At 64.9% G+C, this 23,018-nt stretch carries 18 protein-coding genes; 5 read left to right on the top strand and 13 right to left on the bottom strand.

Features of this window, described 5'->3' with window-relative positions; translation table 11 throughout:
• Positions 1-4: 4 nt before the first annotated feature.
• Together JYG32_RS33640 and JYG32_RS33635 are read right to left on the bottom strand one after the other, a co-directional pair.
• A complete protein-coding gene (locus JYG32_RS33640; RefSeq protein ID WP_213267972.1) occupies positions 5-2,779 on the bottom strand; it encodes a type VI secretion system Vgr family protein in 2,775 nt (924 codons plus the stop codon).
• 11 nt (positions 2,780-2,790) lie between these two features.
• A complete protein-coding gene (locus JYG32_RS33635; protein WP_174378983.1) occupies positions 2,791-3,042 on the bottom strand; it encodes a PAAR domain-containing protein in 252 nt (83 codons plus the stop codon).
• A 241-nt stretch (positions 3,043-3,283) separates the two neighbouring features.
• Between JYG32_RS33635 and JYG32_RS33630 the strand changes: the two genes are divergently transcribed.
• Positions 3,284-3,532 (top strand): hypothetical protein, encoded by a 249-nt coding sequence (locus tag JYG32_RS33630; protein WP_213267971.1) that lies wholly within the window; start codon positions 3,284-3,286, stop codon positions 3,530-3,532.
• A gap of 371 nt (positions 3,533-3,903) precedes the next feature.
• Here JYG32_RS33630 and JYG32_RS33625 read toward each other — a convergent pair whose 3' ends face one another.
• From JYG32_RS33625 to tssH, 11 genes are all read right to left on the bottom strand, one after another.
• On the bottom strand, positions 3,904-4,536 hold the full coding sequence (locus tag JYG32_RS33625) for a response regulator (RefSeq protein WP_174379044.1): 633 nt from the start codon (positions 4,534-4,536) through the stop codon (positions 3,904-3,906).
• A 119-nt stretch (positions 4,537-4,655) separates the two neighbouring features.
• Positions 4,656-5,000 (bottom strand): hypothetical protein, encoded by a 345-nt coding sequence (locus tag JYG32_RS33620; RefSeq protein ID WP_174378985.1) that lies wholly within the window; start codon positions 4,998-5,000, stop codon positions 4,656-4,658.
• A gap of 185 nt (positions 5,001-5,185) precedes the next feature.
• Positions 5,186-5,941 (bottom strand): TagF domain-containing protein, encoded by a 756-nt coding sequence (locus tag JYG32_RS33615; RefSeq protein ID WP_174378986.1) that lies wholly within the window; start codon positions 5,939-5,941, stop codon positions 5,186-5,188.
• Positions 5,938-9,777, bottom strand: a complete 3,840-nt coding sequence (gene tssM / locus JYG32_RS33610) for a type VI secretion system membrane subunit TssM (protein ID WP_249744953.1) — start codon at positions 9,775-9,777, stop codon at positions 5,938-5,940. Before tssM ends, JYG32_RS33615 begins: the two co-directional genes overlap by 4 nt.
• A 37-nt stretch (positions 9,778-9,814) precedes the next feature.
• Entirely contained in the window at positions 9,815-10,987 is a 1,173-nt protein-coding gene (gene tssL / locus JYG32_RS33605; protein ID WP_249744952.1) for a type VI secretion system protein TssL, long form, read from the bottom strand.
• An 86-nt stretch (positions 10,988-11,073) separates the two neighbouring features.
• Positions 11,074-12,420, bottom strand: a complete 1,347-nt coding sequence (tssK, locus tag JYG32_RS33600; protein ID WP_174378988.1) for a type VI secretion system baseplate subunit TssK — start codon at positions 12,418-12,420, stop codon at positions 11,074-11,076.
• Position 12,421: 1 nt separating this feature from the next.
• Positions 12,422-12,949 (bottom strand): type VI secretion system lipoprotein TssJ, encoded by a 528-nt coding sequence (gene tssJ / locus JYG32_RS33595; protein WP_249744987.1) that lies wholly within the window; start codon positions 12,947-12,949, stop codon positions 12,422-12,424.
• A 114-nt stretch (positions 12,950-13,063) separates the two neighbouring features.
• Positions 13,064-13,549, bottom strand: coding sequence for an Hcp family type VI secretion system effector (locus JYG32_RS33590; RefSeq protein ID WP_174378990.1), 486 nt, complete (start codon positions 13,547-13,549; stop codon positions 13,064-13,066).
• 121 nt (positions 13,550-13,670) lie between these two features.
• A complete protein-coding gene (gene tssC, locus JYG32_RS33585; protein ID WP_213267969.1) occupies positions 13,671-15,164 on the bottom strand; it encodes a type VI secretion system contractile sheath large subunit in 1,494 nt (497 codons plus the stop codon).
• Between the two features lie 60 nt (positions 15,165-15,224).
• Positions 15,225-15,767 carry a type VI secretion system contractile sheath small subunit gene (gene tssB / locus JYG32_RS33580; protein WP_174378992.1) on the bottom strand — a complete coding sequence of 181 codons (543 nt, stop codon included), beginning with the start codon at positions 15,765-15,767 and terminating at the stop codon, positions 15,225-15,227.
• A gap of 86 nt (positions 15,768-15,853) precedes the next feature.
• Positions 15,854-18,526 (bottom strand): type VI secretion system ATPase TssH, encoded by a 2,673-nt coding sequence (gene tssH / locus JYG32_RS33575; protein WP_213267968.1) that lies wholly within the window; start codon positions 18,524-18,526, stop codon positions 15,854-15,856.
• Positions 18,527-18,713: 187 nt separating this feature from the next.
• On the opposite strand from tssH, the gene JYG32_RS33570 reads away from it, so the two are divergent.
• The 4 genes from JYG32_RS33570 to tssF are packed head-to-tail and all read left to right on the top strand — an operon-like array spanning position 18,714 to position 22,969.
• Positions 18,714-19,703: a TagK domain-containing protein gene (locus tag JYG32_RS33570; protein ID WP_213267967.1), complete on the top strand. Its 990-nt coding sequence runs from the start codon at positions 18,714-18,716 to the stop codon at positions 19,701-19,703.
• On the top strand, positions 19,700-20,569 hold the full coding sequence (locus JYG32_RS33565) for a type VI secretion system accessory protein TagJ (protein ID WP_249744951.1): 870 nt from the start codon (positions 19,700-19,702) through the stop codon (positions 20,567-20,569). The genes JYG32_RS33570 and JYG32_RS33565 overlap by 4 nt, the downstream gene beginning before the upstream one ends.
• Entirely contained in the window at positions 20,529-21,083 is a 555-nt protein-coding gene (tssE, locus tag JYG32_RS33560) for a type VI secretion system baseplate subunit TssE (protein WP_213267966.1), read from the top strand. The genes JYG32_RS33565 and tssE overlap by 41 nt, the downstream gene beginning before the upstream one ends.
• A gap of 5 nt (positions 21,084-21,088) precedes the next feature.
• On the top strand, positions 21,089-22,969 hold the full coding sequence (gene tssF / locus JYG32_RS33555) for a type VI secretion system baseplate subunit TssF (RefSeq protein WP_174378996.1): 1,881 nt from the start codon (positions 21,089-21,091) through the stop codon (positions 22,967-22,969).
• Positions 22,970-23,018: the final 49 nt, after the last annotated feature.

Raw genomic sequence — 23,018 nt, 5'->3', positions numbered from 1 at the left:
GTTCTTAGACGAAAGGCACGACGGCGGGCAGCGCGTCGTTCGAGGCTGTGGCACCCGTTGGGGTCGTGCCGGCCGCATCGGACGGCCGCCAGCTCGGCGGCTTCAGATAGCTGTCGGCCGCCCACGGATCGTGCGGGTCCCGGCCGAAATGCACACGCACGGCACCGGGCGCCAGACCGCTCGCGATCGCACGGCCGGCCGCATCCAGCGTGCCGCGATGCACGGCGCCCAGGCTGTCCGTCACCGTCCACTCGCTGTGCTTGACCGGCTGGCCGCCCGCGTAGTGACGCAGCAATTCCAGTTGCCCCGGGCCGGACTGCGGCGACGGCGGGAAGCCCGCGCCCTTGCCCTGCGGACCGTCCGTCCCGTGGCTTCCCGCGTGCACGAGGAACTTGCCATGCGTGAACCCCACAATGCCCGCCGCGCTGATTTCCAGTGCGCTCCCCCCGCCGCTCAGACGGATGCCCTGCTTGCCGGTCACGTTGATCCAGTCAGTCGTGCTCATCAGCTCGACGACCTTCTTCGCGATGATCTCGACCTCGTCCTGCTGCGCCTGGATGCGCACCTTGCCCGAAGCCGCCACGAGACGAATGCCGAGCTTGTGCACGAACAGCGAGAACGCATTCGCGATACTCGCGAAAAACGATTTGCCGGTCGCGAAACCGACATCTCCACCCGTGCTGACCGCCAAGTGCTCGTCGCTCGCCAGATGCGTGCTGCCGGCCGTCGTCAACTGGATGCCGGCGGGGCTCGACAGCGTCAGGTGCGGCTCGGCGAACTCGGGGAACGGGTTGTCGCCGGTCTTCGTGCCGCCGCGGATCGCGTCGTTCTGCGCCTTGATCGCCTTCGCGATTTCGCGTTGGCTGTCGTTCGAGCCTTGGGCCTCGTGTTGCTGCGCGAGCCCCGCCATGCTTTCCTGCAGCTCGCGCGCTTGCGTGAGGCGTGCCACGGTCTCGCCCATGTCCTTCGCGTGCGATCGCGCGTTAGGCCGGGCTTCGGTCGTCACCAGCAGGCCGCGCGCGGCACGCACCACGCCATCGCGGTCGGTGCGCAGCTCGAGGCCTTCGCCACGCGCCTCGCGGCGGCCGGTGTTGCCTTCCACCCGCGTGATGTGGCCCAGGCTCAGTTGTGACGCACCATGGTCGCTCGCGAGCTGCGTCTGGATCTGCCCTTTCGTGTCGTCCTGCAGGAAATGGTTGGCGCGTGCGCCGCCGATTTCGCGGCTGCGGAATCCGGACAGCGCGTGATTGTCGGGCAGCTTCCAGCCGGCTTCGTTGTGCGCATTGACGACCCGGCCCATCACGATCGGCAGATCCGGATCGCCGTTGATGAAATCGACAATCACCTCCTGGCCGATGCGCGGCAGGTGCATCGCGCCGAACTGGTTGCCCTGCCATGGCGACGACACCCGCACCCAGCAGCTGGAGCGCTCGTCCTTCTTGCCCAGGCGATCCCAGAGGAACTGGAGCTTGATGCGGCCCTGGGCGTCGGTCCAGATCTCCTGATCCTTCGGGCCGGTGACGATCGCGTATTCCGGCCCATGCACGCGCGGCCGCGCAATCGTGCGCAGCAGGCGGAACGGTTCGTTGGTCGGCTGCAGTTCGAAGTTGGCTTCGCAGTGGTACTGCTGGCCGGCGCCGCTGGCCTCGCCCACTTCCTCGATCACGAGCCGGCTCGAGACAACGAGGTATTCGCGGTTGCCGGCCTGCTGCGGGTAGTGCGTAAGGGTGAACGTGCGTCCCGCCTGCAGGCCGCGCAACTTGCCCGCGCCGCGGGCGCGCTTGCCCTGGCAGCGCAACGCTTCCAGCCGCACGCGGGCCAGATGCGCCGCTTCGTCCCGCGGCCGGTTGGCCGCGGCCGTGCCGGCCTGCGGCTGCGCATAATCGCCCCACGCGTATTCTTCCTGCTCAGCATGTCCGGTGTCGCGCGGATCCTGCTGCCGCGCGGTCAGACGAGCGCCGGGCTGCAGGTAGTCGTAGTCGACCACCGTCACCGCACCGGTCGTCAGTTCGCTCGTGAGCGACAGCGCGTGGATATGCTCTTCATCCATGCGCTTACCCGTCGGCGCTTCGTAGCGGATCGTCCGATACGCGTCGCCGTGCGGCTGGTGCGCGGCCATCGCATCGGTCAGCACCAGCCGCTGCTTGCCGTCCGAGTGCTCGAACCACCAGTAGAGGCCCCACTCCTGCCACAGCATCGCGATGAACTCGAAGTCGCTCTGCCAGTGCTGTCGCTGGGTGTCGCGGGCCGGATACGGCGTCTGCGGCGCGGGCCCATACAGACGCTTCTCGACCGGGAACGTGTACGCCGACAGCACCGCGTCGGTGATCTCCACCACGGTCATGTTCTGGAACACGCGGCAGTCCTGGTTCTTCGTCGCGAGCCACAGCCACGGACGCAGCGTAAGCGCGTAGACGATCGAGCGGCCATCCTCGCGCACGATCCGCGCGGCGGTCACGAGCCCGGTGATCTCGCGCGTGCCGGCGCCAATGTTGGCCGCCCCCGGCAGCCCCGGAACAGGTCGGCCGATCCCTTCCAGTTCGATCGAGACGGTTACCTCGGTGCCGACGATGCGGTCGAGGTCGACATTGGCGGCCACGCTTGGGGCGAATGCGAGGGCGTCGGGGGTCTTGAGTTCGACCGTGTACTCGAACAGTTCGCCGATCGCCTCAGTGCCGGACAGGCGCACCGGCTGCAGGATTGGCGTGCCGTCGACGCCATAGGCGGGCAGCGCCGCGCCCGACACGGCAAGCGTGCGCGCTTGCAAGGGATTGAACATAGTGGAACCGGTCAGGCAGGCAGCAGCGTCGCGCCGCAGGTGGTCTTGTCGCCGTGATAGGCGACCCGTGTGTCACGATGGGTGAACTTGCCGGTGGCGAGGATCGGATAGACTCCGCCGCACTTCGGGCACTCGACGAGGTGGCCGTCCAACGCGACGCGGATACCCATGTGGGTCAGATCCGTTGCCGCTTCGATCACCTTGCCGCCGTGATCGGTCGTATCACCCAGACGGGCCATGTCGCGGCCCTGCTCGTCTCTCATGCGTGCGCTCCCACAGGCGGTTCGATCCGAACGAATTCTCGGGATCGATGCCGCTTCGTTCATCAATCGTTGCGTGGGAAACTAACCGGTATTTGCCTGATGAGTTGTCAGAGAGTGTCAGGCCCTTTGCGGCACGAGCAGGGCGATTGCATGAAGCGGGGATAACAATCAAGCACTTGCAGGAGAGGCTTGTAACCAAGCGCGGAAGCTCGTTAACTATCGTCTTTTGCACGGCGAAACGATGCGCGACGACGTCCCGAGTATTGAAGAAGCCTTCGGTGATTTGAAAGACCCACACAGCCGCGCGCCAGCGCACGATCTGACCGAAATGCCGATGGTGCCGGACGAGATCGCCAGACGCATCGTGGCGGCCGGGGCGAACGATGTTCTCGCGGTCAAGGAAAATCAGCCCACACTGCTCGCACACCTGCGACAGTCACTCGATGGCTTTGCACGTGATCCGCAGGCTTCAGGGGCTACGACTACATGATCGACCATCGCGAAGTCGAAAAAGAGCACGACCGCATCGGGACGCGCCGGCAAGGGCCCCCAAACGATGCGTGAGCAGTCCTTCATAATTCCCGACGTTTCATGCAATCGCCCTGCATCAGGGTGCGGGCCAATTTCGCACCGAGTCGGCTCGACGAATGCTCCAACTGCGTGCGAGCCGTCAACGGTTCGTTCGAAGTCGTTGCGTGCGCAATTAACCTTTCATCGCGAGCAGGCTGCCACGACGGTTATGCGGCGGCAGATCTCGGAGAGAGCATGGCCTCACACCAGCCATCATGACGATTGCGTGCAGCAACCGGAAGAATCGAGTCGTCGGAAAGGATCGACGGCAAGGCATGCCGACATACCCATTCACTCCCCGACAATCCCGTGCTTGATCGCATAGCGGATCAATTCCGCGTTGTTGTTCAGATTGAGCTTCTGCATCAGTCGCATCTTGTGCGTGCTGATGGTTTTCGCGCTGAGCGAGAACGATTCCGCGATCTCGTTGATGCTCTGCCCCGCCGCAAGCATCTGCAAGACCTGAAACTCCCGGTTTGACAGGATTTCATGCGGCGGGGCGCCTTCGGCGTGTGTCTCGAAAACGACGGCATCCACGAGCGTCGGATCGATGAATCGGCCGCCAGCAGCAAGCTTGCGCATGGCTGCGAGCAGGATGTCGGGATCGCTGTCCTTGGTCACGTAGCCCGTCGCGCCGGCGCGCAACGCGCGCGACACGACCTGAGCCTCGTTGTGGATGCTCAGCACGAGGATCGGCAACGCGGGATACTCGATACGCACCCGGCGAATCAACGCGACACCGTTGATGCCCGGCATCGTCATGTCGAGCAGCAGCAGATCGACGCGGCGGGCGCGCAGCTTGTCGATCACTTCGGTGCCGCGCGCAGCCTCGTCGACGACGACGATGTCGGTGGTCGTCGCAATGATCTGCTTCAGGCCGCTGCGGACGATCGCGTGATCATCGGCAATCAGTGTTTGGATCATGGGTGGAGCCACCCTCGACGGGCGGCATCAGGAGTCGATACGTTGGAGCTGATCTTTGCCGCGATTATACAAAGAAGCCTGGGCGGCGCCCTCCTCCGTCTGACACAACCCGCGATCGCTTACCCGAGCGGCGCGACGGCGTCCCCGGCCGGATGAAAAGCGATGCCGCCGGCGTGCGAACCCAGCCGTCGGAGAAGTTGAACCTCGCCTTCTCCCAACGTTTCCGGGTGGAATTTCTCCAGTTCCTCGAGCGTCTCGGCCAGTCGCCGAATCGATGCCTCGCAGATGTCGAGCAACGGCCAGCAATGCATCAGATAGGCAAGCGGGACGATGGCTCTGGTTTCGCACCACGATTCGAACAGGCGCATGCAGATGTCGTTGACGGACTCCACTGCGGCTTCATGCGCGGGTAAAGGGGGAATCATGAAAGCGACCGGGCCATCAATGTACTTGAACCCGTCCATGGTAAACGCGCCGGGATGCGTTGTCCGTCGGTGGAACCGGATTTACGGTAAGGCTTGCCCCACACGGCGTGTCAGCAAATCCTGATACGCGCGTACCGCGCGAAACCCTCCGCGCGAGCCGGCAAGCGCGCCCGGCCATTGCAACGCAGGCGCTGCTGCCCATTCATATGTCCGGCGGGTAACGGTCAGACGAATTCGAAATGCTGCACGCCTTGAAATTCCCGCGGCAGCTGCGCCGTCGCATCGACATATCGGCCCGCGGCATCCTGCTTCCAGAAGGCCATGCGGAGTTCGCCATTCCCGACGCACCGCGGCCAGCGATTCCAGGGCAGATGGGCGACCCCGTCGAGCCCCGCAGACGGATCATAGCCGTCCGCCGATTCCACGATGGCGCGACAGGCCCGCGCGTCCGGCGTTCTCGCCGAAAAACCGAGCCGCTCGCGCCAGTCCGGCCGATGCAGCAGCCAGAGCTGTTCGAGCTGCTCGGTGAACCCGACGGCCGGCGCCGAATCGTGGATGTGCCGTGCCGACAAACGGGCCAGCCAGAACAGCCAGCCACGAGGATCCTCGAGGTGCCGTTCGAGCCAGCGCCGGCTCGCCACCTGATACACGACGAACGGATGCCTGCGCCCGACCTTGTCGGTCGAGCTACCCAGCGAACCGACAACATAGTGCGCGCCGCCGATTCGCACGGTGCCGGGAGCGAGCACGAAACTCCACGGCAGCGGATGAAACGGCGGGTCGATTGCGAGCGTCGGCGGTGCCAGATGTACCCAGCCCCGCTCCCCGGCGACCTGCTCACGCGGTGCCGCCGCGGGCATGCGCGGCACGAGCTGCCCGAACCATGCCTGCCACGCGTCGATTCCGTCACTCGTCGCGCGATGTCTGACGAAATCGCCGAACGCCGGCAATTTCCCCCAGACCGACGGCGCCGTGATCATCCCGCACCTCCCGGACACTTGAAGTCCTTCAGCAGATGGGTCGTCAGCGGATTCGGCAAGCTGCCCGTCGACAGTTGGAGCACGGCCTTGCGGCCGTCGAAGCGGAACTCCTCGTCCAGCCGGTCGGCGCTCACCGTGCCGATCGTCTTGCCTCGTTCGAGCAGGTGAAACAGCGCCCACGGCCCAGTTACCTCCAGCGTCGACGTATCGGGACGCACGCGCGGCTCCGCGGTCAGTTGCGCCATCGAGCCGCCGCGCGGGCCCGGCCATGTCACCGCGAGCGGCGTCACTGGGCCGTGCGAATAGAGCTGGTTCTGCCCGTCGATATCGATGGTGAGCTGCGTAATCTCGGGATCCAGCGTCACGACTTTCGCCTGCATTTTCCACGCGAGCTTCTTCGCGCCCGGCTCCCGGAAGAAGACTTCACGAATCGCCGCGGCTCGCTGGAACGGCTCGAGGCTGGGGCCTGCAACCGGCGGCGTATCGGGGGAATCGAGCTTGTATCGCCACGGGTTGGCCGCGGTGTCGACGTACGGCGCCAGCGTCTTCTGGAAGAACTCGTCCAGCAGGCCGCCCGACGCGAATACGCGGGCGAAATCCTCGGGATCCACTTCCTGGCTGCTGGACGCGAACGGATACTTCCCTTCGATCGCGCGCCTGCATTCATTGCCGATCGCGGCATTCATCTGCCGCGCGAGCAATTCGCCGACGCCCTGGTTCAGCGTGCGCGTGTTCTGGATCACGAGATCGGTCAGCAACTGCTTGAACGGCGCCGGCAGCGTTGCCGCCGTCAGCTTCAGCTTGTCGCCGACGGTACCGGCCGGCGGTGCGCTGTTGCTGGCAAGTGCCGTGTCGGCGATGGTGAGCGCCGTATAGTACTCGTTGATGAGCGCGCTCAGGCCGGCCAACTGGGCGCCGTCGGCGGTCGCTCCCCCGGTTCCGCCGGCAGGATCCGCACTGCCTGTCACGATCTCGCGCAACGCGGCAAAACGGTTGTCGACGAACTGCCGCTCATAACGCTCCTCCGGCCGGATGCCGATGCCGCTTTCGATCGCGTCCGCGGCGTTGCCGTTGACGGCCGACAGCGCCTTCTTCGCGAGCGACTTCTCGCCTACGTCCACGGTATGCGACAGCGTGGTTTCCGTGGCTGCGGCCTTCGCGAGCCGGGCCAGCGGCGAATCCGGCGCCGCCAGCGCACGCAGTACCTGAAGGTTGAACGTCAGGTTCGGACCGATCACGACGCGAATATCGCCGAGAAACGCGTCCCAGCGCTGTGCGTACTCGTTCAGGTAAAGCTGGCGGATCGCCCGCGTAAGCGGGTCGTCGCCGCGATTCGCGATGGCATCAAGTGTTTTTTTTTGAGCCGTCGACACATTGCGGCCCATTACCCACGCGTCGTCGCCCTGCGCTTCGGCGACGAATTCCGCCAGATGCTTGTTGAAGACTTCGTGATAGCCCGCATACGTGAACAACCCTGGAATCCCGCGATCGACCGGCTGCCCGCTCGCGCGCGTGAACGTCGTGCCGACGTCCGGACCGACCGCCCGCGTCAGCGTGAATTCCTCGGGCGCCTGCTGCTGCATCGCCGCCTTCGCCCGCTCGTACAGACGGTCGGTCGACGTGCGTCCATCGAGGAACGCACGGGCCGTGCGGATCAAATCCTCGTTCTTGACGAACGGCGATTGCACGACGCGATTGCCCGAGAACAGTTGCTCGACGTGACTGATCATCGACGCGCGTCCACCAAACGCCGCCGCGCTGTCTGCTCGCTCCCAGTCCCTCAGGACCCACGCCTTGACGTCGCCCGCGTTGAACCGGTCCGGGTCATGCAGTTGCAGGTAGACGCGCAGCGCCTCGTATGCGGCCTTTTCGTCCTTTGCTGCGACGGCGTCCGTCAGCACGGTTTCGATGCGCCGCACGACGTGCGGCAGCAGCAGATGATCCTGCAGCAGCCGATACGTCTGACCCGACGCGTCGACGACGCGCGGCGCGGTGTACAGCCCGTACAGGAATCCCGCCGCCGGATCGTTGAGATTCAGGCCAGGGAACGTCGGCAGATAGCGTGCATCGGTGAGAACATCCGGGACCACTTCCGGCTTCGGTTCCTTGTACAGTTGGGTGACGCGGGCCGTCAGATCGTCGGCTTTCCTGCGAACCGCCGCGAGGTAGTCGCCGTTGTTCTCGAAGCTGGTGCGCAACGACCAGGCGAGCCACACGAACAGCGTGACCGCGAGTACGTGGCCGATCGCGCGCAGCAGCCGGAAGCGGGTTTCCCACCGCAGGTTCGGGCGCACGAGATGCGATTCGGGAATCACAAGCCGGTGCAGCATGTCGTGCACGAAATAGCTGCGGTTACCGCTCGGCAGCACCTTTGCGGCGGCGGCATTGGCACCCGGCATGCCGACAGCCGGCGCGAACTTGCCGCGCAGCCGCTGCAGCAGCGTGCCCGAATCGGCAACGACGTTTGCATTGGCTTGCGCCGCACTGGTGAAGTACACGCCGCGCAGCGTCGTAAACAGCTGCGTGTCGTCGAATTTTGAATCGAGGAATACCTGCTCGATGAATTGTGCAAGCATGGCGGCCAGGCCGCCAAATTCCTGCGGCAACACATACAGCTTGCGGCGACGCTCGCCGTCGTACTCTTCATGCAACCGGTTCGTCAGCCCGGCTTCGAGCCGATCGCCAAGCAATCTGAGCTCGTTCGCGCAAGTATTGCGGATACCGTCGCGGTGCAAGGCGGCGGTTTCGTTCGCGTACGGCAACGTGAAGCCCCACACCTGCAGGCGGCCTTCTCCCGTCAGCGACTGAAAATACGCTTCGAAGCCGCCCAGCAGATCCATCTTCGTGACCATCACGTAGACCGGAAAACGAATTCCCAACTCGCTGCGGAGCTCGGCGAGACGCGCGCGATACGCGGCGGCCGTGGCGATTCGCGCCTGTTCCGATTGCCCGAGCAGATCCGCGACGCTGATGGTCAGCAAGGCCCCGTTGATCGGCGCGCGCGGACGGTGCTTGCGCAGCAGCCCGAGAAAGCCCTTCCATTCGGCGGCATTGACGGCCGCCTTGTCGGCGTCCTGCTGTTCGTCTTGCGTCGTGTAGCGGCCCGCGGTGTCGATCAGGACCGCATCGTTCGTAAACCACCAGTCGCAATTCGCGGTGCCTGCCGCCCCCCTGAGCGACGCGGCACCCATCTGCTCGGCGAGCGGAAACTTCAGCCCGGAATTCAGCAGCGCGGTCGTCTTGCCAGCACCCGGCATGCCGACGATCATGTACCAGGGCAGTTCGTAGATATAGCGCTTGCCCTCGAACAGTTTCGAGAAGCCCGTCGCGCCCGTGCGCATCTGCTTCAACTGCCGCATCGCACGCTGGACGACGTTGCCCAGCGCGTGAATCTCGTCCTTGGCGACCACCTTCGCGCTGCCGCGGGACGGATGAAGAATCTTCTTCAGCAAATGCTCGTCGGCGCGCAGCGCCTGCCACAGGCGATAGAGACCGTAGATGCCGTAGCCGAGCACGATGACGGCAATCGCCAGCGCGCGAACCCATGCCGGGCCGAGCGGTGCCGTGCTGCCGATCTCGACGAGCGGGCCTGCATGCCAGATCAACAGGCATAGCGCCGTGACGCCGATCACGCTGACCGGCCAGCGCAGCAGCACGAACAGCAGCGATACGAGCAACAGCACGATAATCGTGACGCGCGCGCCGGCCGGTTCGAGCGGCCGCGCGCCGCCGAACGCGACGAGCGGCCCGACGAACCAGACCGCCGCGGCAAGCAGCAGCAGTCCGGCGAAGGCCAGCGTCTGCCACGAAAAGAAAGCGGAAAGAAAGCGTTTCATAGGTTGGATGACTCTGTGGTCCGTGCGGTCGGCTCTTTCAATTGGCGACGACAATTTCGACGCGCCGGTTCTGCGCCCGCCCTGCCGACGTCGCATTGCTCGTCATCGGCTGACTGTCGCCCTTTCCGACGGCTGCGATGCGACCGGCGCTGACGCCTTTCGCTTGCAGGTATTGCGAAACGACGGTCGCCCGCGCTTCGGAGAGCGCCTGATTCGACGCGAACCGCGCCGAATGAATCGGTTGATTGTCCGAGTGTCCGATCACGGTCACATGACCGCTCACCTTGTTGATCTCGCTCGCGACCTTGTCGAGTACCGGTGTCATCGCCGCATTGACCGTCGGCTGCCCCGCGGTGAACATCGCGTCGCCCCTGAACGTCACCGTGCTTTTCGCCGAATCCTCGCTGACACTGACCACGCCGCGCGCGATCTCGTCCTTGAGCAGTTGCGCGAGCCGCAGCGGCGATACCGACGGCGGCGTGAGGCGGCCGATCGCGACGATCCTGCGCTCGACATCGCGGCTTTCGGTCAGCAATTGGTATTTGTCCCACGCGAAGATGCCGAAGATCGCCAGGCCCAGCACGCTCGCCGTCACCCAGACCGGGACGCTCCTCAACAGGCGCAGCCGGCCGGCCGCCTCGCCATGCCAGTGCGGAGACAATTCGCGCGGCACCGCCTCGTGATTGCCGGTGATCAGCGTGAGCAGCCGGTGACGGATGGTTTCGAGCTGACGCCTGCCGTCGGCGGCCACGCTGTAGCGCCCCTCGAAACCGAGCCCGAGGATCCGATACATCACTTCGAGCACGTCGAGGTGCTCCTGTGGATTCGACGCGAGACGTCCGATCAGCAGGAAGAACTTTTCGCCGCCGTAAGCCTCGTTGTGAAACGTGACCAGCAGGCTGTGTTGCGCCCAGACGCCGTTGCCGCCCCATTCCGCCTTGTTCGCCGCCTCGTCGAGCGCGGTGCACAGGCAGTAGCGCACCGCCAGCACATGCTCGCGCCGCAGATTCGCCTGGTCGCACAGGGACTGGAACTGCCGGACTTCACGCACGAGCAGTTCCCGCCAGTGCCCGACTTCCTCCAGCGAGCCGACTGACTGCGGCATCTCGGCAAGCGCGCGCAGCTGCGGCCGCGCCGCTTCGAGCAGTGGATTGGCGGCTCCCTGAATGCGCGCGAGGCGCAGCTGCGTCTGGTCGACCGGCTCGGACATGTCATCGGAAAGCGTGCCCGGACTGCCGCCCGCTCCAAAAGGCTCAGGCTGGATACCGAAATCCTGCGTGAGTGAAGCGCTCGTTGTCATTTGTCACGTACTCCCCACAGTTCCATGCGCAGCCCCGGGAACTCGCCGGCGATATGCATCGCGAGACCGCCGTGCTTCGCGACCTGCTCCCACAGCGGCCCCGTTTTCGTCAACTCGTAGTACACGTATCCCGCGTTGAACGGGATCTGCCGCGGCGGCACCGGCAGCGCCTGCAGCACGACGCCCGGCAGGTGCGAGCGCAGCAGTTCCGGCAGCCGCTCGGACGGCCCGACCTTGGTTTGCGCGGCGAATTGCTGCTGCAGCACGTCGGCCGGCAACTGCGCCGAGACACCCAGCACCACCGACGCGAAGCGCTCAAGCTCGCTCGGATTGACGACGGCAAGACGAATACCATGCGCGCGCTCCTCAAGCTCGATGCGCTGAGCGCTGCGGATCAGCACCTCGTTGAGCAACAGCTGAAGATCGTCGACGACCGGCTTGATGCAGCCGTACGGGTTTTCATGGCGGTACGCGGGATAGTCGAGCGGGCGGCGCGTCTTGCTGCGCACGAAGGTCGACAGCTCGCCCGCGAAACTCGTCAGTTCCGCGTAGACGGTTTCCGGAGAAGTCTCGCTCACGCGCAGGCGATGCTGCAGCAGCGGTTCGTAGCGATTGAGCAGTTGCAGCAGCAGATAGTCCGATACGTCGGCGGCCTCGCCGCCCCGGCCGTCGCTTCCCGACAGCCGCTGCGCGAGCGCGTCGGCGCGCAGATGCGTGAGGCCATGAATCTGCGTCAGCCAGTTGCGCAACAGGTCCGAAGCGCCGTAGCCGGTGACGGGTGGCGTATGGTTCGGATCGATGCGGATGCTGCCGTCGCCGCGGATCTCGGTCACGCGCGCGACAGCGAGGCCGATCCACGATTGCGTCAGTTCCTTTTCCGGCAGCAGACGCATGCGCAGGCCCGACAGCTGCACGAGCTTTGGCCCCTGGCCTATCGAGTTTGCGTCACGCAGTTCGTGATCGAATGCCTGGTAGCGTGCGAGCGAATCCGCGCTGTCCGCGAACACTGTCTCCTCGCCGTTGGGCACGCGGATCGGCGCGGCCAGATAGATCGTCTGTTCGAGATGCTCGCTCCGGATCGTCAACGGCGCCGGCGATGGCGTGTGACCGGGCGCATCGAACGGCGTGCCGTCGGCGAACACACCTGCCGCGCTCTTGACGACGAGCTTGCCGAGCGATTGCGCTTCGGCGTCGATCTCGAAGTGGCTGAACCCCCAGAAGAACGGCGTCAGCGCCGCACAGCGCTTGTGTGCATAGTGTTCGAGATAGCGCTCCTGCTGCTGAAAAAGCTGCGGGCGCAGGAACAGCCCTTCGCTCCAGACGACTTTACTGTACCAACCCATTTTATTTTTCCCGTTCGGTCATCTTGATCGCATGCTCCTCGAGTTCGATTTGCAGCTTGACCTTGTTCGACGGCATGACGCTCCGGTACCACGCCGCATCGGGCGCGGTCGGCAACTTGTAGACGGTGCGCCACACGGATTTCCCCAGATCGCGATACGCGGCGAGCACGCCGATCGCGACGGTATCCGGCTTCGCCAGCCGCTTGATTTTCTGTGTGTCGCCCGGACGCATCAGGAACTCGTCGCGCTTGACGAGATCGTCTGCGAGCACGATCTTCTCGTTGCCTTGCAGGCCGAAGAAGTCCGCCGCATTGAATGCCGTGTCGGATTTCAGTTCGTAGACCCGCACCACGATCGGCGCCGCGCGCCCTTCCTCGTTCGGATTGACCGCCGACTGGGCATGGATCACGAGATCGACGCGGGTCGGCTCTTTCAACGGATCGCTGGACGACGTCGCGCATCCGGTCAGCAGGCCGGCGAGCAGCGCGGCGGCGCACGCGGCGATCGATACGGCCCGGATCGGGCGCAGCCTCGAACGGCAAGCGCGGCCCCGGGCAGGCGGTCGGAGGTTGACGGTGTGAGTCATAGTGTGCGGGCATGGGCAGCGGCGACGCCCTGTCGAACGTCGCCGCCGCAGCGGGCCTTACGCTTCCTTGTTGCCCTTGATGTCGTAGCCGGCCGTCACCGCGCCGCCGCTACCGCCTTGCGCGTTCTGCACGGTGTACTCCTGCTTGACCTTCGAGAACGACAGGCGCACCTTCTCGCGCATGCGGATTTCGTCGGTGTTGTTGCCGAACGGCTGCACGGTCGTGACGATCACGTCGCTCATCGTGAGCTTCAGGTATTCGAGCGGATTGCCGCCGGCCTTGCGCACGACGAGAACCGCCTGGTCGATATGCTTGCCGGTCAGGCAGTACTTCATCAGGTTCGGGCTCGAACGGTCGACGAAATGTTCGAACTCCAGATCGTCCACCGTCGCCTTGCCGGCACCGCCGCCGCTGCCCGCGTGCATCGACGATTCTTGCGAGATCTTCCAGCCCCAACTCAGCACTTCGATTTCGTTCTTGTGCGCCGAATCGAGCGATTCGCCGTCGATTGCGTTGATTTTCAGAAAGATATCCTGCGACATGTCTCGTTTCCTTGGTTAACGAGGGTTGAAAGTGGGTTGCCGAACCGGACCGGCCACGGCGCCCCGTCTGCTACGGTCTCGCGCACGTGCGCCGGCGCAAGACCAATACGCGCGCACCCGGTTACGAGGCTTCCTTGATCGACGGCAGCTTCGCGACGAGGCGCAGCGACACGGTCAGTCCTTCGAGCTGGAAGTGCGGGCGCAGGAAGAACTTCGCGCTGTAGTAGCCCGGATTGCCCTCGACGTCCTCGACGACCACCTCGGCGGCCGCGAGCGGTCGCGTCGCCTTGGTATCCTGCGACGAGTTGCCCGGGTCGGCATCGACGTAATGCATGATCCATTCGTTGAGCCAGCGCTGCATGTCCTCGCGCTCCTTGAACGCACCGATCTTGTCGCGCACGATGCACTTCAGGTAGTGCGCGAACCGCGAGCACGCGAACAGATACGGCAGGCGTGCCGACAGATTGGCGTTCGCGGTGGCATCCGGATCGTGGTATTCGGCCGGCCGCTGCAGCGACTGCGCTCCGATGAATGCCGCGTAGTCGGTGTTCTTGCGGTGTACGAGCGGAATGAAGCCGTTCTTCGACAGCTCCGCTTCCCGGCGGTCCGAGATCGCGATCTCGGTCGGACACTTCATGTCCACGCCGCCGTCGTCGGTCGGGAACGTGTGGCACGGCAGGTTCTCGACCACGCCGCCGCTCTCCACGCCGCGAATCAGCGTGCACCAGCCATACTCCTTGAACGAGCGATTGATGTTGGCCGCCATCGCATACGCGGCATTCGACCAGCCGTATTTCTGGTGGTCCGCGCCGCCCGTGTCTTCCTCGAAGTTGAATTCGTCGACCGGGTTCGTGTTGACGCCGTACGGCAGCCGCGACAGGAAGCGCGGCATCGCGAGGCCGATATAGCGCGCGTCTTCCGACTGGCGCAGCGTGTTCCACGGGGCATATTCGAGGTTCTGGAAGATCTTCGACAGATCGCGCGGATTCGCGAGCTCCTGCCAGGAGTCCATCTGCATCACGGACGGCGACGCGCCGGTGATGAACGGCGCGTGCGATGCAGCCGAGATCTTCGCGATCGCGCTCAGCAGCTCGACGTCGGGCGCCGTGTGATCGAAGTAATAGTCGGCGACGAGACAGCCGTACGGCTCGCCGCCCAGCTGGCCGTACTCTTCCTCGTAGACGCGCTTGAAGAGCGGACTCTGGTCCCAGCCGACGCCCTTGTAGCGCTTGAGCGTGCGGCGCAGCTCGTCCTTCGACACGTCCATGAAGCGGATCTTCAGCTTCTCGTCGGTTTCCGAGTTCGACACCAGATGATGCAGGCCGCGCCACGCGGATTCGAGCTTCTGCAGCTCCTCGTGGTGAAGGATGTGGTTGATCTGCTCGGACAGCTTGCGGTCGATCTCCGCGACGATCGCTTCGATGCTCCGATAGGCGTCGTCGCTGACGGTGAGCGACGACACGAGCGCCTGCTCGGCCAGCGTCTTGACGGCGAGCTCGACGGCTTCGCGCGCCTGTTCGGTTTTCGGTTTGAATTCGCGCGTCAGCAGACCGGCGAATTCGGAATGGGTCGCCTCGTCGTTCGAGCGGCGAGCTTGGGCTTGGGCTTGTGCCATGAATCCCTCGTTCAGGTTCATTCGGTTAATGTCGGAAATCGGCCGGCGTCAGGTCGTCGCTCATTTCGCCGCTTTTGCGTCGCCAGCGTCGTCCTGCGGCGCAACCTGCGGCCGCGGCGCCTTGGCGAGTGCCTTCAGAAGCGCGGGATCCTGCAGCAGTTGGTTGATCAGCCCTTCCGCGCCGGACTTGCCATCCATGTACGTCTGCAGGTTCGCGAGCTGCGTGCGAGCATCGAGCAGTTGCCTCAGCGGCTCGACGTTGCGCGCGATCGCCGCCGGCGAGAAGTCGTCCATGCTCTCGAACGTGATGTCCACCAGCATCTGGCCTTGGCCCGTCAGCGTGTTCGGCACCGCGAACGCGACGCGCGGCTTCATCGCCTTCATCCGCTCGTCGAAATTGTCGATATCGATATCGAGGAACTTGCGGTCGCCGACCGGCGGCAGCGGCTCGACCGGCTTGCCGGACAAATCGGCCAGCACGCCCATCACGAACGGCAGTTCGACCTTCTTTTCCGAGCCGTAGACTTCGACGTCGTATTCGATTTGCACACGTGGGCCGCGATTGCGCCCGATGAATTTCTGCGAATTGTTGGCGGATGCCATGCCTGCTCCCGTTAATCGAGGGTTGAGTTCGCCCCCGGCCCGTGGCGCGAGCCGCGGGCCAGAAGAAGAAAGACTGCGAAGAATCGTTATGCGTAGTGCGCGCGGTAGGCGATCTCGCCGTTCTCCAGCTCGAGCCTGATGCTGTCGAGCTTTTTCTTGTCCGCGAGCGCTGCGAGCCACAGGCGGCTCAACACCGGCAGCACGTGCTGTTCGATGAACGCGATCAACAGGCGGGCGCCCGTTTCCGCGACAGGGCAACGCTCGATCACGTGAGAAACGACCGCGTCCTCGTAGTGCAACGCGATGCCGTGCTGTTCGCGCATCCGTTCGCGCACCCGTTCGAACTGCATTCCGACGAGCGAGCGCAGGATGTCGGGGCCCAGCGGCAGGTACGGCACGATCGCCAGACGGCCGACGAACGCAGCCGGAAACACCTTGCGCAGCTCAGGCAGCAGCGCGTCGCGCAGAACGGCAGGCTCGGGCGCCAGGGCCGGGTCGTCGCAAAGTTGCGCGATCAGCTCGGAGCCGACGTTGCTCGTGAGCAGCAACGTCGTGTTCCTGAAGTCGATCTGACGCCCTTCTCCGTCTTCCATCCAGCCCTTGTCGAACACCTGATAGAAGACTTCATGCACGTCCGGATGCGCCTTCTCGATTTCGTCGAGCAGCACCACGCTGTAAGGGCGACGACGCACCGCCTCGGTCAGCACGCCGCCTTCGCCGTAGCCGACATAACCGGGCGGCGCGCCCTTGAGCGACGACACCGTATGGGCTTCCTGATACTCGCTCATGTTGATCGTGATCAGGTTGTGCTCGCCGCCGTACAGCGCGTCCGCCAGCGACAGCGCCGTTTCGGTCTTGCCGACGCCCGACGGGCCGACCAGCATGAACACGCCGATCGGCTTGTTCGGGTCCGTCAACTGCGCCCGCGCGGTATGAATACGGTCGGCGATCTGCACGAGCGCATGCTGCTGGCCGATCACGCGCGCCGCGAGCTGGTCAGCGAGCCCCAGTACCGCGCCGATCTCGTCTCCGACCATTCTCCCGACCGGAATACCGGTCCAGTCGGAAACGATGCCGGCAACCGCCGCCTCGTCCACCTGCGCCCGCACGAGCGGTGCATCCTGCTGGAGCTCGCGCAGCTCGATCTCCAGCGCGCGAATTTCATCGAGCGTGCTTGCCGCATCGCTGACCGGCTCGCCCACTTCCGTCTTCGCTTCCCGGTCGACCATCGCGAGGCGCAGCGCCAGCAGATGATCGGTCAAGCGCCGCTCGTCCTGCCAGCGGTTCTCGGCCGACAGCAGTTCGTCCGAGCAGCGGGCAAGCTGCACATCGACTTCGCCGAGACGTGCACGGCGGTCCTCGCCGATAGCCGCCTCCTTTACGAGCAGCGCGCGCTCGGTCTGCAGGCACGCAAGGCGCTCGCGCAGATGCGCGACGCGTCCGGGTGGCGCGTGCTGGGACAGCGCGACCCGCGCACAGGCCGTGTCGAGCAAGCTGATCGCCTTGTCGGGCAACTGGCGCGCCGGAATGTAGCGGTGCGACAGCCGGACCGCGGCACGCACGGCCTCGTCGAGAATCGTCACGTCATGGTGCGCGCCGAATGTCTCCACCAATCCGCGCACCATGTCGACCGCCGCGGCCTCCTCCGGCTCCATGACCTGCAGCACCTGGAAGCGTCGCGTGAGCGCCGGATCCTTTTCGATATGGCGCTTGTACTCGCTCCAGGTGGTCGCGCCGATCGTGCGCAACGTGCCGCGCGCGAGCGCCGGCTTCAGCAGGTTGGCCGCATCGCCCGTTCCGGCCTGACCGCCGGCGCCGACGAGCGTGTGGACCTCGTCGACGAACAGAATGACCGGCTGCGGCGACTGCGTCGCCTCTTCGAGCACCGCCTTCAGGCGCGACTCGAACTCGCCCTTCATGCTGGCGCCGGCGAGCAGCGCGCCGACGTCGAGGCTCAACAGCCGAACGCCGCTCAGGCTCGGTGGCACATTGCCGTTCGCGATCGCAACGGCAAGCCCTTCGACGACGGCAGTCTTGCCGACACCCGCCTCGCCGGTCAGCAACGGATTGTTCTGCCGGCGCCGCAACAGGATGTCGATCATCGTCCGGATTTCATGTTCGCGACCGACGACCGGATCGATGCGGCCGTCCCGCGCCTGCTGCGTCAGGTCCGCGCAATAGCGGCCGAGCGCGGATCCGCCAGCCGACGTGCCGACCAGCGCGCCGCTCGCTTCGCCGGGCGTTGCCGGCGCGAGATCGCTGCCGTCGTACACCGCGGCATTTTTTTCGGGCGAATCGGCGATGATCGCCGGCAGCATGTCGAACAGGCCGTCCGGGCGAATCTTCTGGAACTGCGGCGAGATGTCGATCAGGATGCGGCGGAGTTCGGGCGTCGTCACGAGCGCCGCGAGCCACCATGCGCCGCGCACGCGCTGCTCGCCGAATACGAGCGTCGCGTAGAGCCACGCGCGTTCGATCGAGTTTTCGATGTGGTGCGAAAAATCGCTGATCGAGCTTGCGCCGGAAGGCAGCGATGCCAGTGCGCGCTCGACGTCGCGTTCAACCACGGCCGGATCGATATCGCAATGACGGATCACGCGATGCAAATCGCTGTCGGTCAGCTGCAGGATCTGATGAAGCCAGTGCACAACTTCCACATACGGATTGCCGCGCAACTTGCAAAAAGCGGTGGCGCTTTCAATTCCCTTGAATAGCGTCACGTTGAGCTTGCCGAATAAAGCCTGCCTTGAAACACCCATCCGAAAATCCCCGAATATGCCTGCATGTTTTTCTGTTTTTTTAGGCTATCACCGGAAATCGTCAATCGCCGCAAGGCCTGACAGTCTCTGACGGTTGGGCGTGCAATGAATCCCGCGAGTGACCGTATCATGCGCTCACCTAATCCGGGCTTGCATCTCGGCTTCCTCGAAAAGACAATCGATCTCAATGGACGACTCCATCCAGCTTCGCCTTTTGCGTCAGCGTGGACTGGCGACAGACGGCGTGTTGCCCGTATCCGGTAACGGTGCCTGCCTCGCCGATCTTTTGTGCGAGGACGCGCACGCCGACGAAGCGACGCCGTCTCGCGAACTGAAGGATTTTTCGCTCGAGCGGCACGGCGGCGGCTGGTGGATCGTCAATCGTTCGCACTCGCTCGTCTGTTCACTCAACCGGATGAAAATCGGCCCCGGTGACCGGCTTCGCGCGACGGTCGGCGACGTATTGGAAGCCGGGTTGTCGCGCTTTGCGGTGGAAACCGCCGGCGCGGGGCGCGCGGACCATGCAGACCTGTCGGATCGTGCCGACGTTCCGGTCGCGCCTGCGGCCCGCATCGAACCGGTCGGCGAGCTGTCGATTCCCGATGACGCGGTGTCCGCACAGGCATCCGCACTGGCGCTCCGCGAACTGGGCGGCACCGGGCATTTCGGCGTCCCGTTCGGGCACGACGACGACCCGTTCGCATTGGTCGAGCCCGCGCCTGGCCGGCAAGCAACGAGCGACGCAGCGGAATCGCACGAGCACGCGCCGGCCGTCGACATCATCGACCAGTTGCGAGCCGAATGCGACCGGGCGCTGGACGAACCGCTGTCGACAATGAACTGGTCGGGTTTCGCTGCGATTCCCGACCGCGCCAGCGAGCGTGATGCCGCGTCGCACGAAGTTGGCGCAGGCGACGCCCACGCATCTCTACACGACGTGGTGCTCGGGCCGCTGCGGATCGACGACGTGATCGCGCAACTCGACGACCTCGGTGAGACCGCGCTTTTTTTCTCCGACGAAACCCCGGAAGTGCTGCGCGCCTTCGTTCCCGCAGGCGCACGGCCGGTGCGCCGACCGACGCCCGCGCTGGTGCGGCGGGATCACCATTCGGTCAGGGCGGACAGTCACTACAGGATGACTGCCGCAGAACCTCTTTCTCCATCGGACCCATCATGACGCGTCCCCTTCCCGAGATGGCGCCGCCTCCCACGCAGACGCCGTCAACTTTCGGCCGGCTGTTCGCCGGCCTCACGCTCGCCGAGGCGCTGTCGCGCGTCGAAGCCGACATCAAGCGCGCGCCGCGAACCCCGACTCACCGCTGGCTGTTATTCGAGCTGCTGTGCGTGCTTGGCGACTGGCCCCGCGCACTCAAGCAGTTGCAGGTCTGTGCGACGCTGGACGACAGCATGGTGCCGACAGCGCACGTCTATCGCGATCTGATCCGGGCAGAGTGCTTTCGCGCCGATGTATTCGCCGGCAAGCGTCGCCCCGGATTCATCGTCGAGCCCCCGCTCTGGACGGCTGGCCTCGTCGCCGCGCTCGCGCTCGAGCAGGACGGCAAGCCCACCGAGGCCGACGCCGCGCGCGAAGCGAGTTTGAACGACGCACCGCTGAGCGCCGGCACGAACGACCGCGCTTCATTCCAATGGATCAGCGATTCCGACACCCGGCTCGGGCCGGTCTGCGAGATGGTCGCGGCCGGTCACTATCGATGGCTTCCGTTCTGCCAGATCGCGTCGCTCGACATCAGCGGGCCGGAGCGGCTCGTCGATCTGGTCTGGTGTCCGGCACACATGACGCTTTGCGACGGTACCGAATTGCGCGCCTATCTGATGGCGCGCTACCCGGGTGCCGAGCACGGCAGCGACGCCGAACGCCTTGCGCGCACGACTCGCTGGACCGAAGCCGGACGAACGGGCGTGATCGGGCACGGGCAAAAGACCTGGGGAACCGACCAGTGCGACATCGGCTTGCTCGATGCGCGCACATACCGGTTCGGCAATGCCGGCGGGAACGGGAGCCCGAATCGTGACGACGCGTGACCGAGCCGCGCCGCGTCGCGCGAACAATACGCTGCTCCCGACGTTGCTCGATCGCCTGAAGGACGACGCGCCGTTTCGTCAGGCCGAAGCGGCGCAGGATCATACGCTGACGCGCGCGCAAATGCGCGACATCATCCAGCGCGATCTCGCGTACCTGCTGAACACCACCAATCAGGCGAGCGAGATCGATCGCGCCACGCATCCGGCTGCAGCCTCGTCGGTGGTGAATTTCGGTGTGCCGGCAATCGCAGGCAGCTACCTGTCGGGGCACAAGTGGCCCGATATCCAGGCCGTGATCCGGCAGGCGATTCTCGATTTCGAGCCGCGGATCCTGCCCGGCTCGCTGCAGGTCGAGCCGTTAATTCCCGACGGCGGCGATCGTCCATACAACGTACTGTCGTTCGAAATTCGCGGGCGCGTGCACATGACACCCTACCCGCTCGAATTCCTCGTACAGAGTTCGATCGATCTCGAAACCAACCGGATGAGCCTCTCGTCCCTCTCTCCCCGTTAAGCCCGATGGATCCGCAGCTGCTCGACTATTACAACAAGGAACTCGTGTACATGCGGGAGATGGCCGGCGAGTTCGCGCGCCAACACCCGAAGATCGCGAGGCGCCTCGGCATGCATGGCATCGAGGTGGCTGATCCGTATGTCGAACGTTTGATCGAAGCGTTCTGCTTTCAGTCCGCGCGGATACAGATCAAGCTCGACGCCGAATTCCCGCGCTTCACGCAGCGCCTGCTCGAGGTTGTCTATCCGAACTATGTCGCGCCGACGCCGTCGATGGCCGTCGCGCAACTGACACCGACGATGACGAAGGGCTCGCTCGAACGTGGCTTCGTGGTACCGCGCGATACCGCGTTCAACGCGCGGCCGCCGGCGGGTGAAACCACGAGCTGCGAGTTTCGCAGTAGCCAGGACGTGACGCTATGGCCGATCGAACTGGCGGACGTGCGTCTGACCGGCGTGCCGCCGGACATCCCCGCGCTCGATCGCTACCTGCCGCCTCATGTCCAGGTGCATGGCGCGCTGCGGATTCGTCTTCGGATGCGCAGCGAGCATCCGTTTTCCGCGATCAAGGGCCTGGACCGGCTGCCGTTCTACCTGTGCGGTGACGAGCTGATCGCGTCGCACCTGTTCGAACTGGTGCATGCGAGCGGCGTCGCGACACTGACCGGCACGCCCGGAGAGCTCGCGCAGCGTCCACATGTCGTCACGCGGGGCGCGGTCGCACACGAAGGTCTCGCGCCCGAACAAAGCCTGTTGCCGCTTCCGTGGAATACGTTTCATGGGCACAACCTGCTACACGAGTACTTCGCCTGTCCGAGCCGCTTCTATTTCTTTGCGCTCGACGGACTGGCGCCTGGCCTGTCGCGTATCGACGGACACGAAGCCGAAATTGTCGTGCTACTCGACCGCGCCCCCGGCGCGCTCGCGAACCAGGTCGACGGGCGGCAGCTCGCGCTCTTCTGCACGCCGGTCGTCAACCTGTTTCCGCGCCGGACCGAGCGCGTCGAAATCAATTCGCGGCTCACCGAGTTCCATCTCGTCGCCGATCGCACGCGCCCGCTGGACTACGAGGTGTTCGCGGTCGACGAAGTCATCGGGCAGCTCAGTTCGATGTCGCCGGAGCTCGTGTTCCGGCCGCTCTACCAGACGTTGAACAATGATGAAGGCAACTACGGCCGCTATTTCTCGATGCGCCGCGAAAAGCGGCTGATTTCCGACAGCATGCGCAAGTACGGTACGCGCACGCAGTACATCGGCACCGAGGTATTCCTGTCGCTCGTCGATCAGCAGGAAGCACCCTATACAGAGGACCTCCGCTACCTGTCCGTGAAGGCGTGGGTCACGAATCGCGATCTGGCGACCCTCGTACCGCGCGACGGCGTCGACGATCTGATCGTGCACGATTCGATTCCCGCCGCGAGCGTCGGCCTGATCCGGCCGCCGACGGCACCCCGGCCGCCGTTCGCCGAGCGCGAACTGGCGTGGCGGCTGATCCGCCAGCTCGGCTTCAACTACATGCCGCTGGTGGATCTGGATCACCGTGCCGGCGGCCAGGGGCTGCGCGATCTGCTGCGCCTCTTTGTAACGACCGACGACGCCGAGCAGGCGCGCCAGATTCAGGGCCTCGTCGGCTCGCGCGTCGAGCCCGTCACGCGACGCTTGCCAGGCGACGGTCCACTCGTTTACGGCCGCGGCGTGCGATGTCAACTCACGGTCGACGAAGCGGGATTCTCGGGCATCAGTCCCTATCTGTTCGGCGTGATCCTCGAACACTACCTCGCACGCCACGTGTCGATCAATTCGTTTACGGAGACTGAGCTGCTGTCGATGCAGCGCGGGCTCATCAAGCGCTGGCCGGTCCGCATCGGCAAACGCAATACGGTGTAACGATCATGTCGCAAGCCTTTGACGAGGGCACCGGGCCGTCGGGATCTCC

Origin of the sequence: Burkholderia pyrrocinia (assembly GCF_018417535.1) — a bacterium.
GTDB lineage: Bacteria > Pseudomonadota > Gammaproteobacteria > Burkholderiales > Burkholderiaceae > Burkholderia > Burkholderia pyrrocinia_E.
The sequence above is the reverse complement of the archived record's forward strand: the minus strand, read 5'-3'. Positions and strand labels throughout refer to the sequence as shown.

What these genes read in the sequence shown, in the direction of transcription:
- tssB (WP_174378992.1), bottom strand. Translation starts at nt 15,767, where the DNA reads ATGGCATCCGCCAACAATTCGCAGAAATTCATCGGGCGCAATCGCGGC.
- tssL (WP_249744952.1), bottom strand. Translation starts at nt 10,987, where the DNA reads ATGTCCGAGCCGGTCGACCAGACGCAGCTGCGCCTCGCGCGCATTCAG.
- JYG32_RS33640 (WP_213267972.1), bottom strand. Translation starts at nt 2,779, where the DNA reads ATGTTCAATCCCTTGCAAGCGCGCACGCTTGCCGTGTCGGGCGCGGCG.
- JYG32_RS33570 (WP_213267967.1), top strand. Translation starts at nt 18,714, where the DNA reads ATGGACGACTCCATCCAGCTTCGCCTTTTGCGTCAGCGTGGACTGGCG.
- tssM (WP_249744953.1), bottom strand. Translation starts at nt 9,777, where the DNA reads ATGAAACGCTTTCTTTCCGCTTTCTTTTCGTGGCAGACGCTGGCCTTC.
- tssK (WP_174378988.1), bottom strand. Translation starts at nt 12,420, where the DNA reads ATGGGTTGGTACAGTAAAGTCGTCTGGAGCGAAGGGCTGTTCCTGCGC.
- JYG32_RS33635 (WP_174378983.1), bottom strand. Translation starts at nt 3,042, where the DNA reads ATGAGAGACGAGCAGGGCCGCGACATGGCCCGTCTGGGTGATACGACC.
- JYG32_RS33630 (WP_213267971.1), top strand. Translation starts at nt 3,284, where the DNA reads ATGCGCGACGACGTCCCGAGTATTGAAGAAGCCTTCGGTGATTTGAAA.
- tssE (WP_213267966.1), top strand. Translation starts at nt 20,529, where the DNA reads ATGCCGGCGGGAACGGGAGCCCGAATCGTGACGACGCGTGACCGAGCC.
- tssF (WP_174378996.1), top strand. Translation starts at nt 21,089, where the DNA reads ATGGATCCGCAGCTGCTCGACTATTACAACAAGGAACTCGTGTACATG.
- JYG32_RS33620 (WP_174378985.1), bottom strand. Translation starts at nt 5,000, where the DNA reads ATGGACGGGTTCAAGTACATTGATGGCCCGGTCGCTTTCATGATTCCC.
- JYG32_RS33625 (WP_174379044.1), bottom strand. Translation starts at nt 4,536, where the DNA reads ATGATCCAAACACTGATTGCCGATGATCACGCGATCGTCCGCAGCGGC.
- JYG32_RS33565 (WP_249744951.1), top strand. Translation starts at nt 19,700, where the DNA reads ATGACGCGTCCCCTTCCCGAGATGGCGCCGCCTCCCACGCAGACGCCG.
- tssH (WP_213267968.1), bottom strand. Translation starts at nt 18,526, where the DNA reads ATGGGTGTTTCAAGGCAGGCTTTATTCGGCAAGCTCAACGTGACGCTA.
- JYG32_RS33590 (WP_174378990.1), bottom strand. Translation starts at nt 13,549, where the DNA reads ATGTCGCAGGATATCTTTCTGAAAATCAACGCAATCGACGGCGAATCG.
- tssC (WP_213267969.1), bottom strand. Translation starts at nt 15,164, where the DNA reads ATGGCACAAGCCCAAGCCCAAGCTCGCCGCTCGAACGACGAGGCGACC.
- JYG32_RS33615 (WP_174378986.1), bottom strand. Translation starts at nt 5,941, where the DNA reads ATGATCACGGCGCCGTCGGTCTGGGGGAAATTGCCGGCGTTCGGCGAT.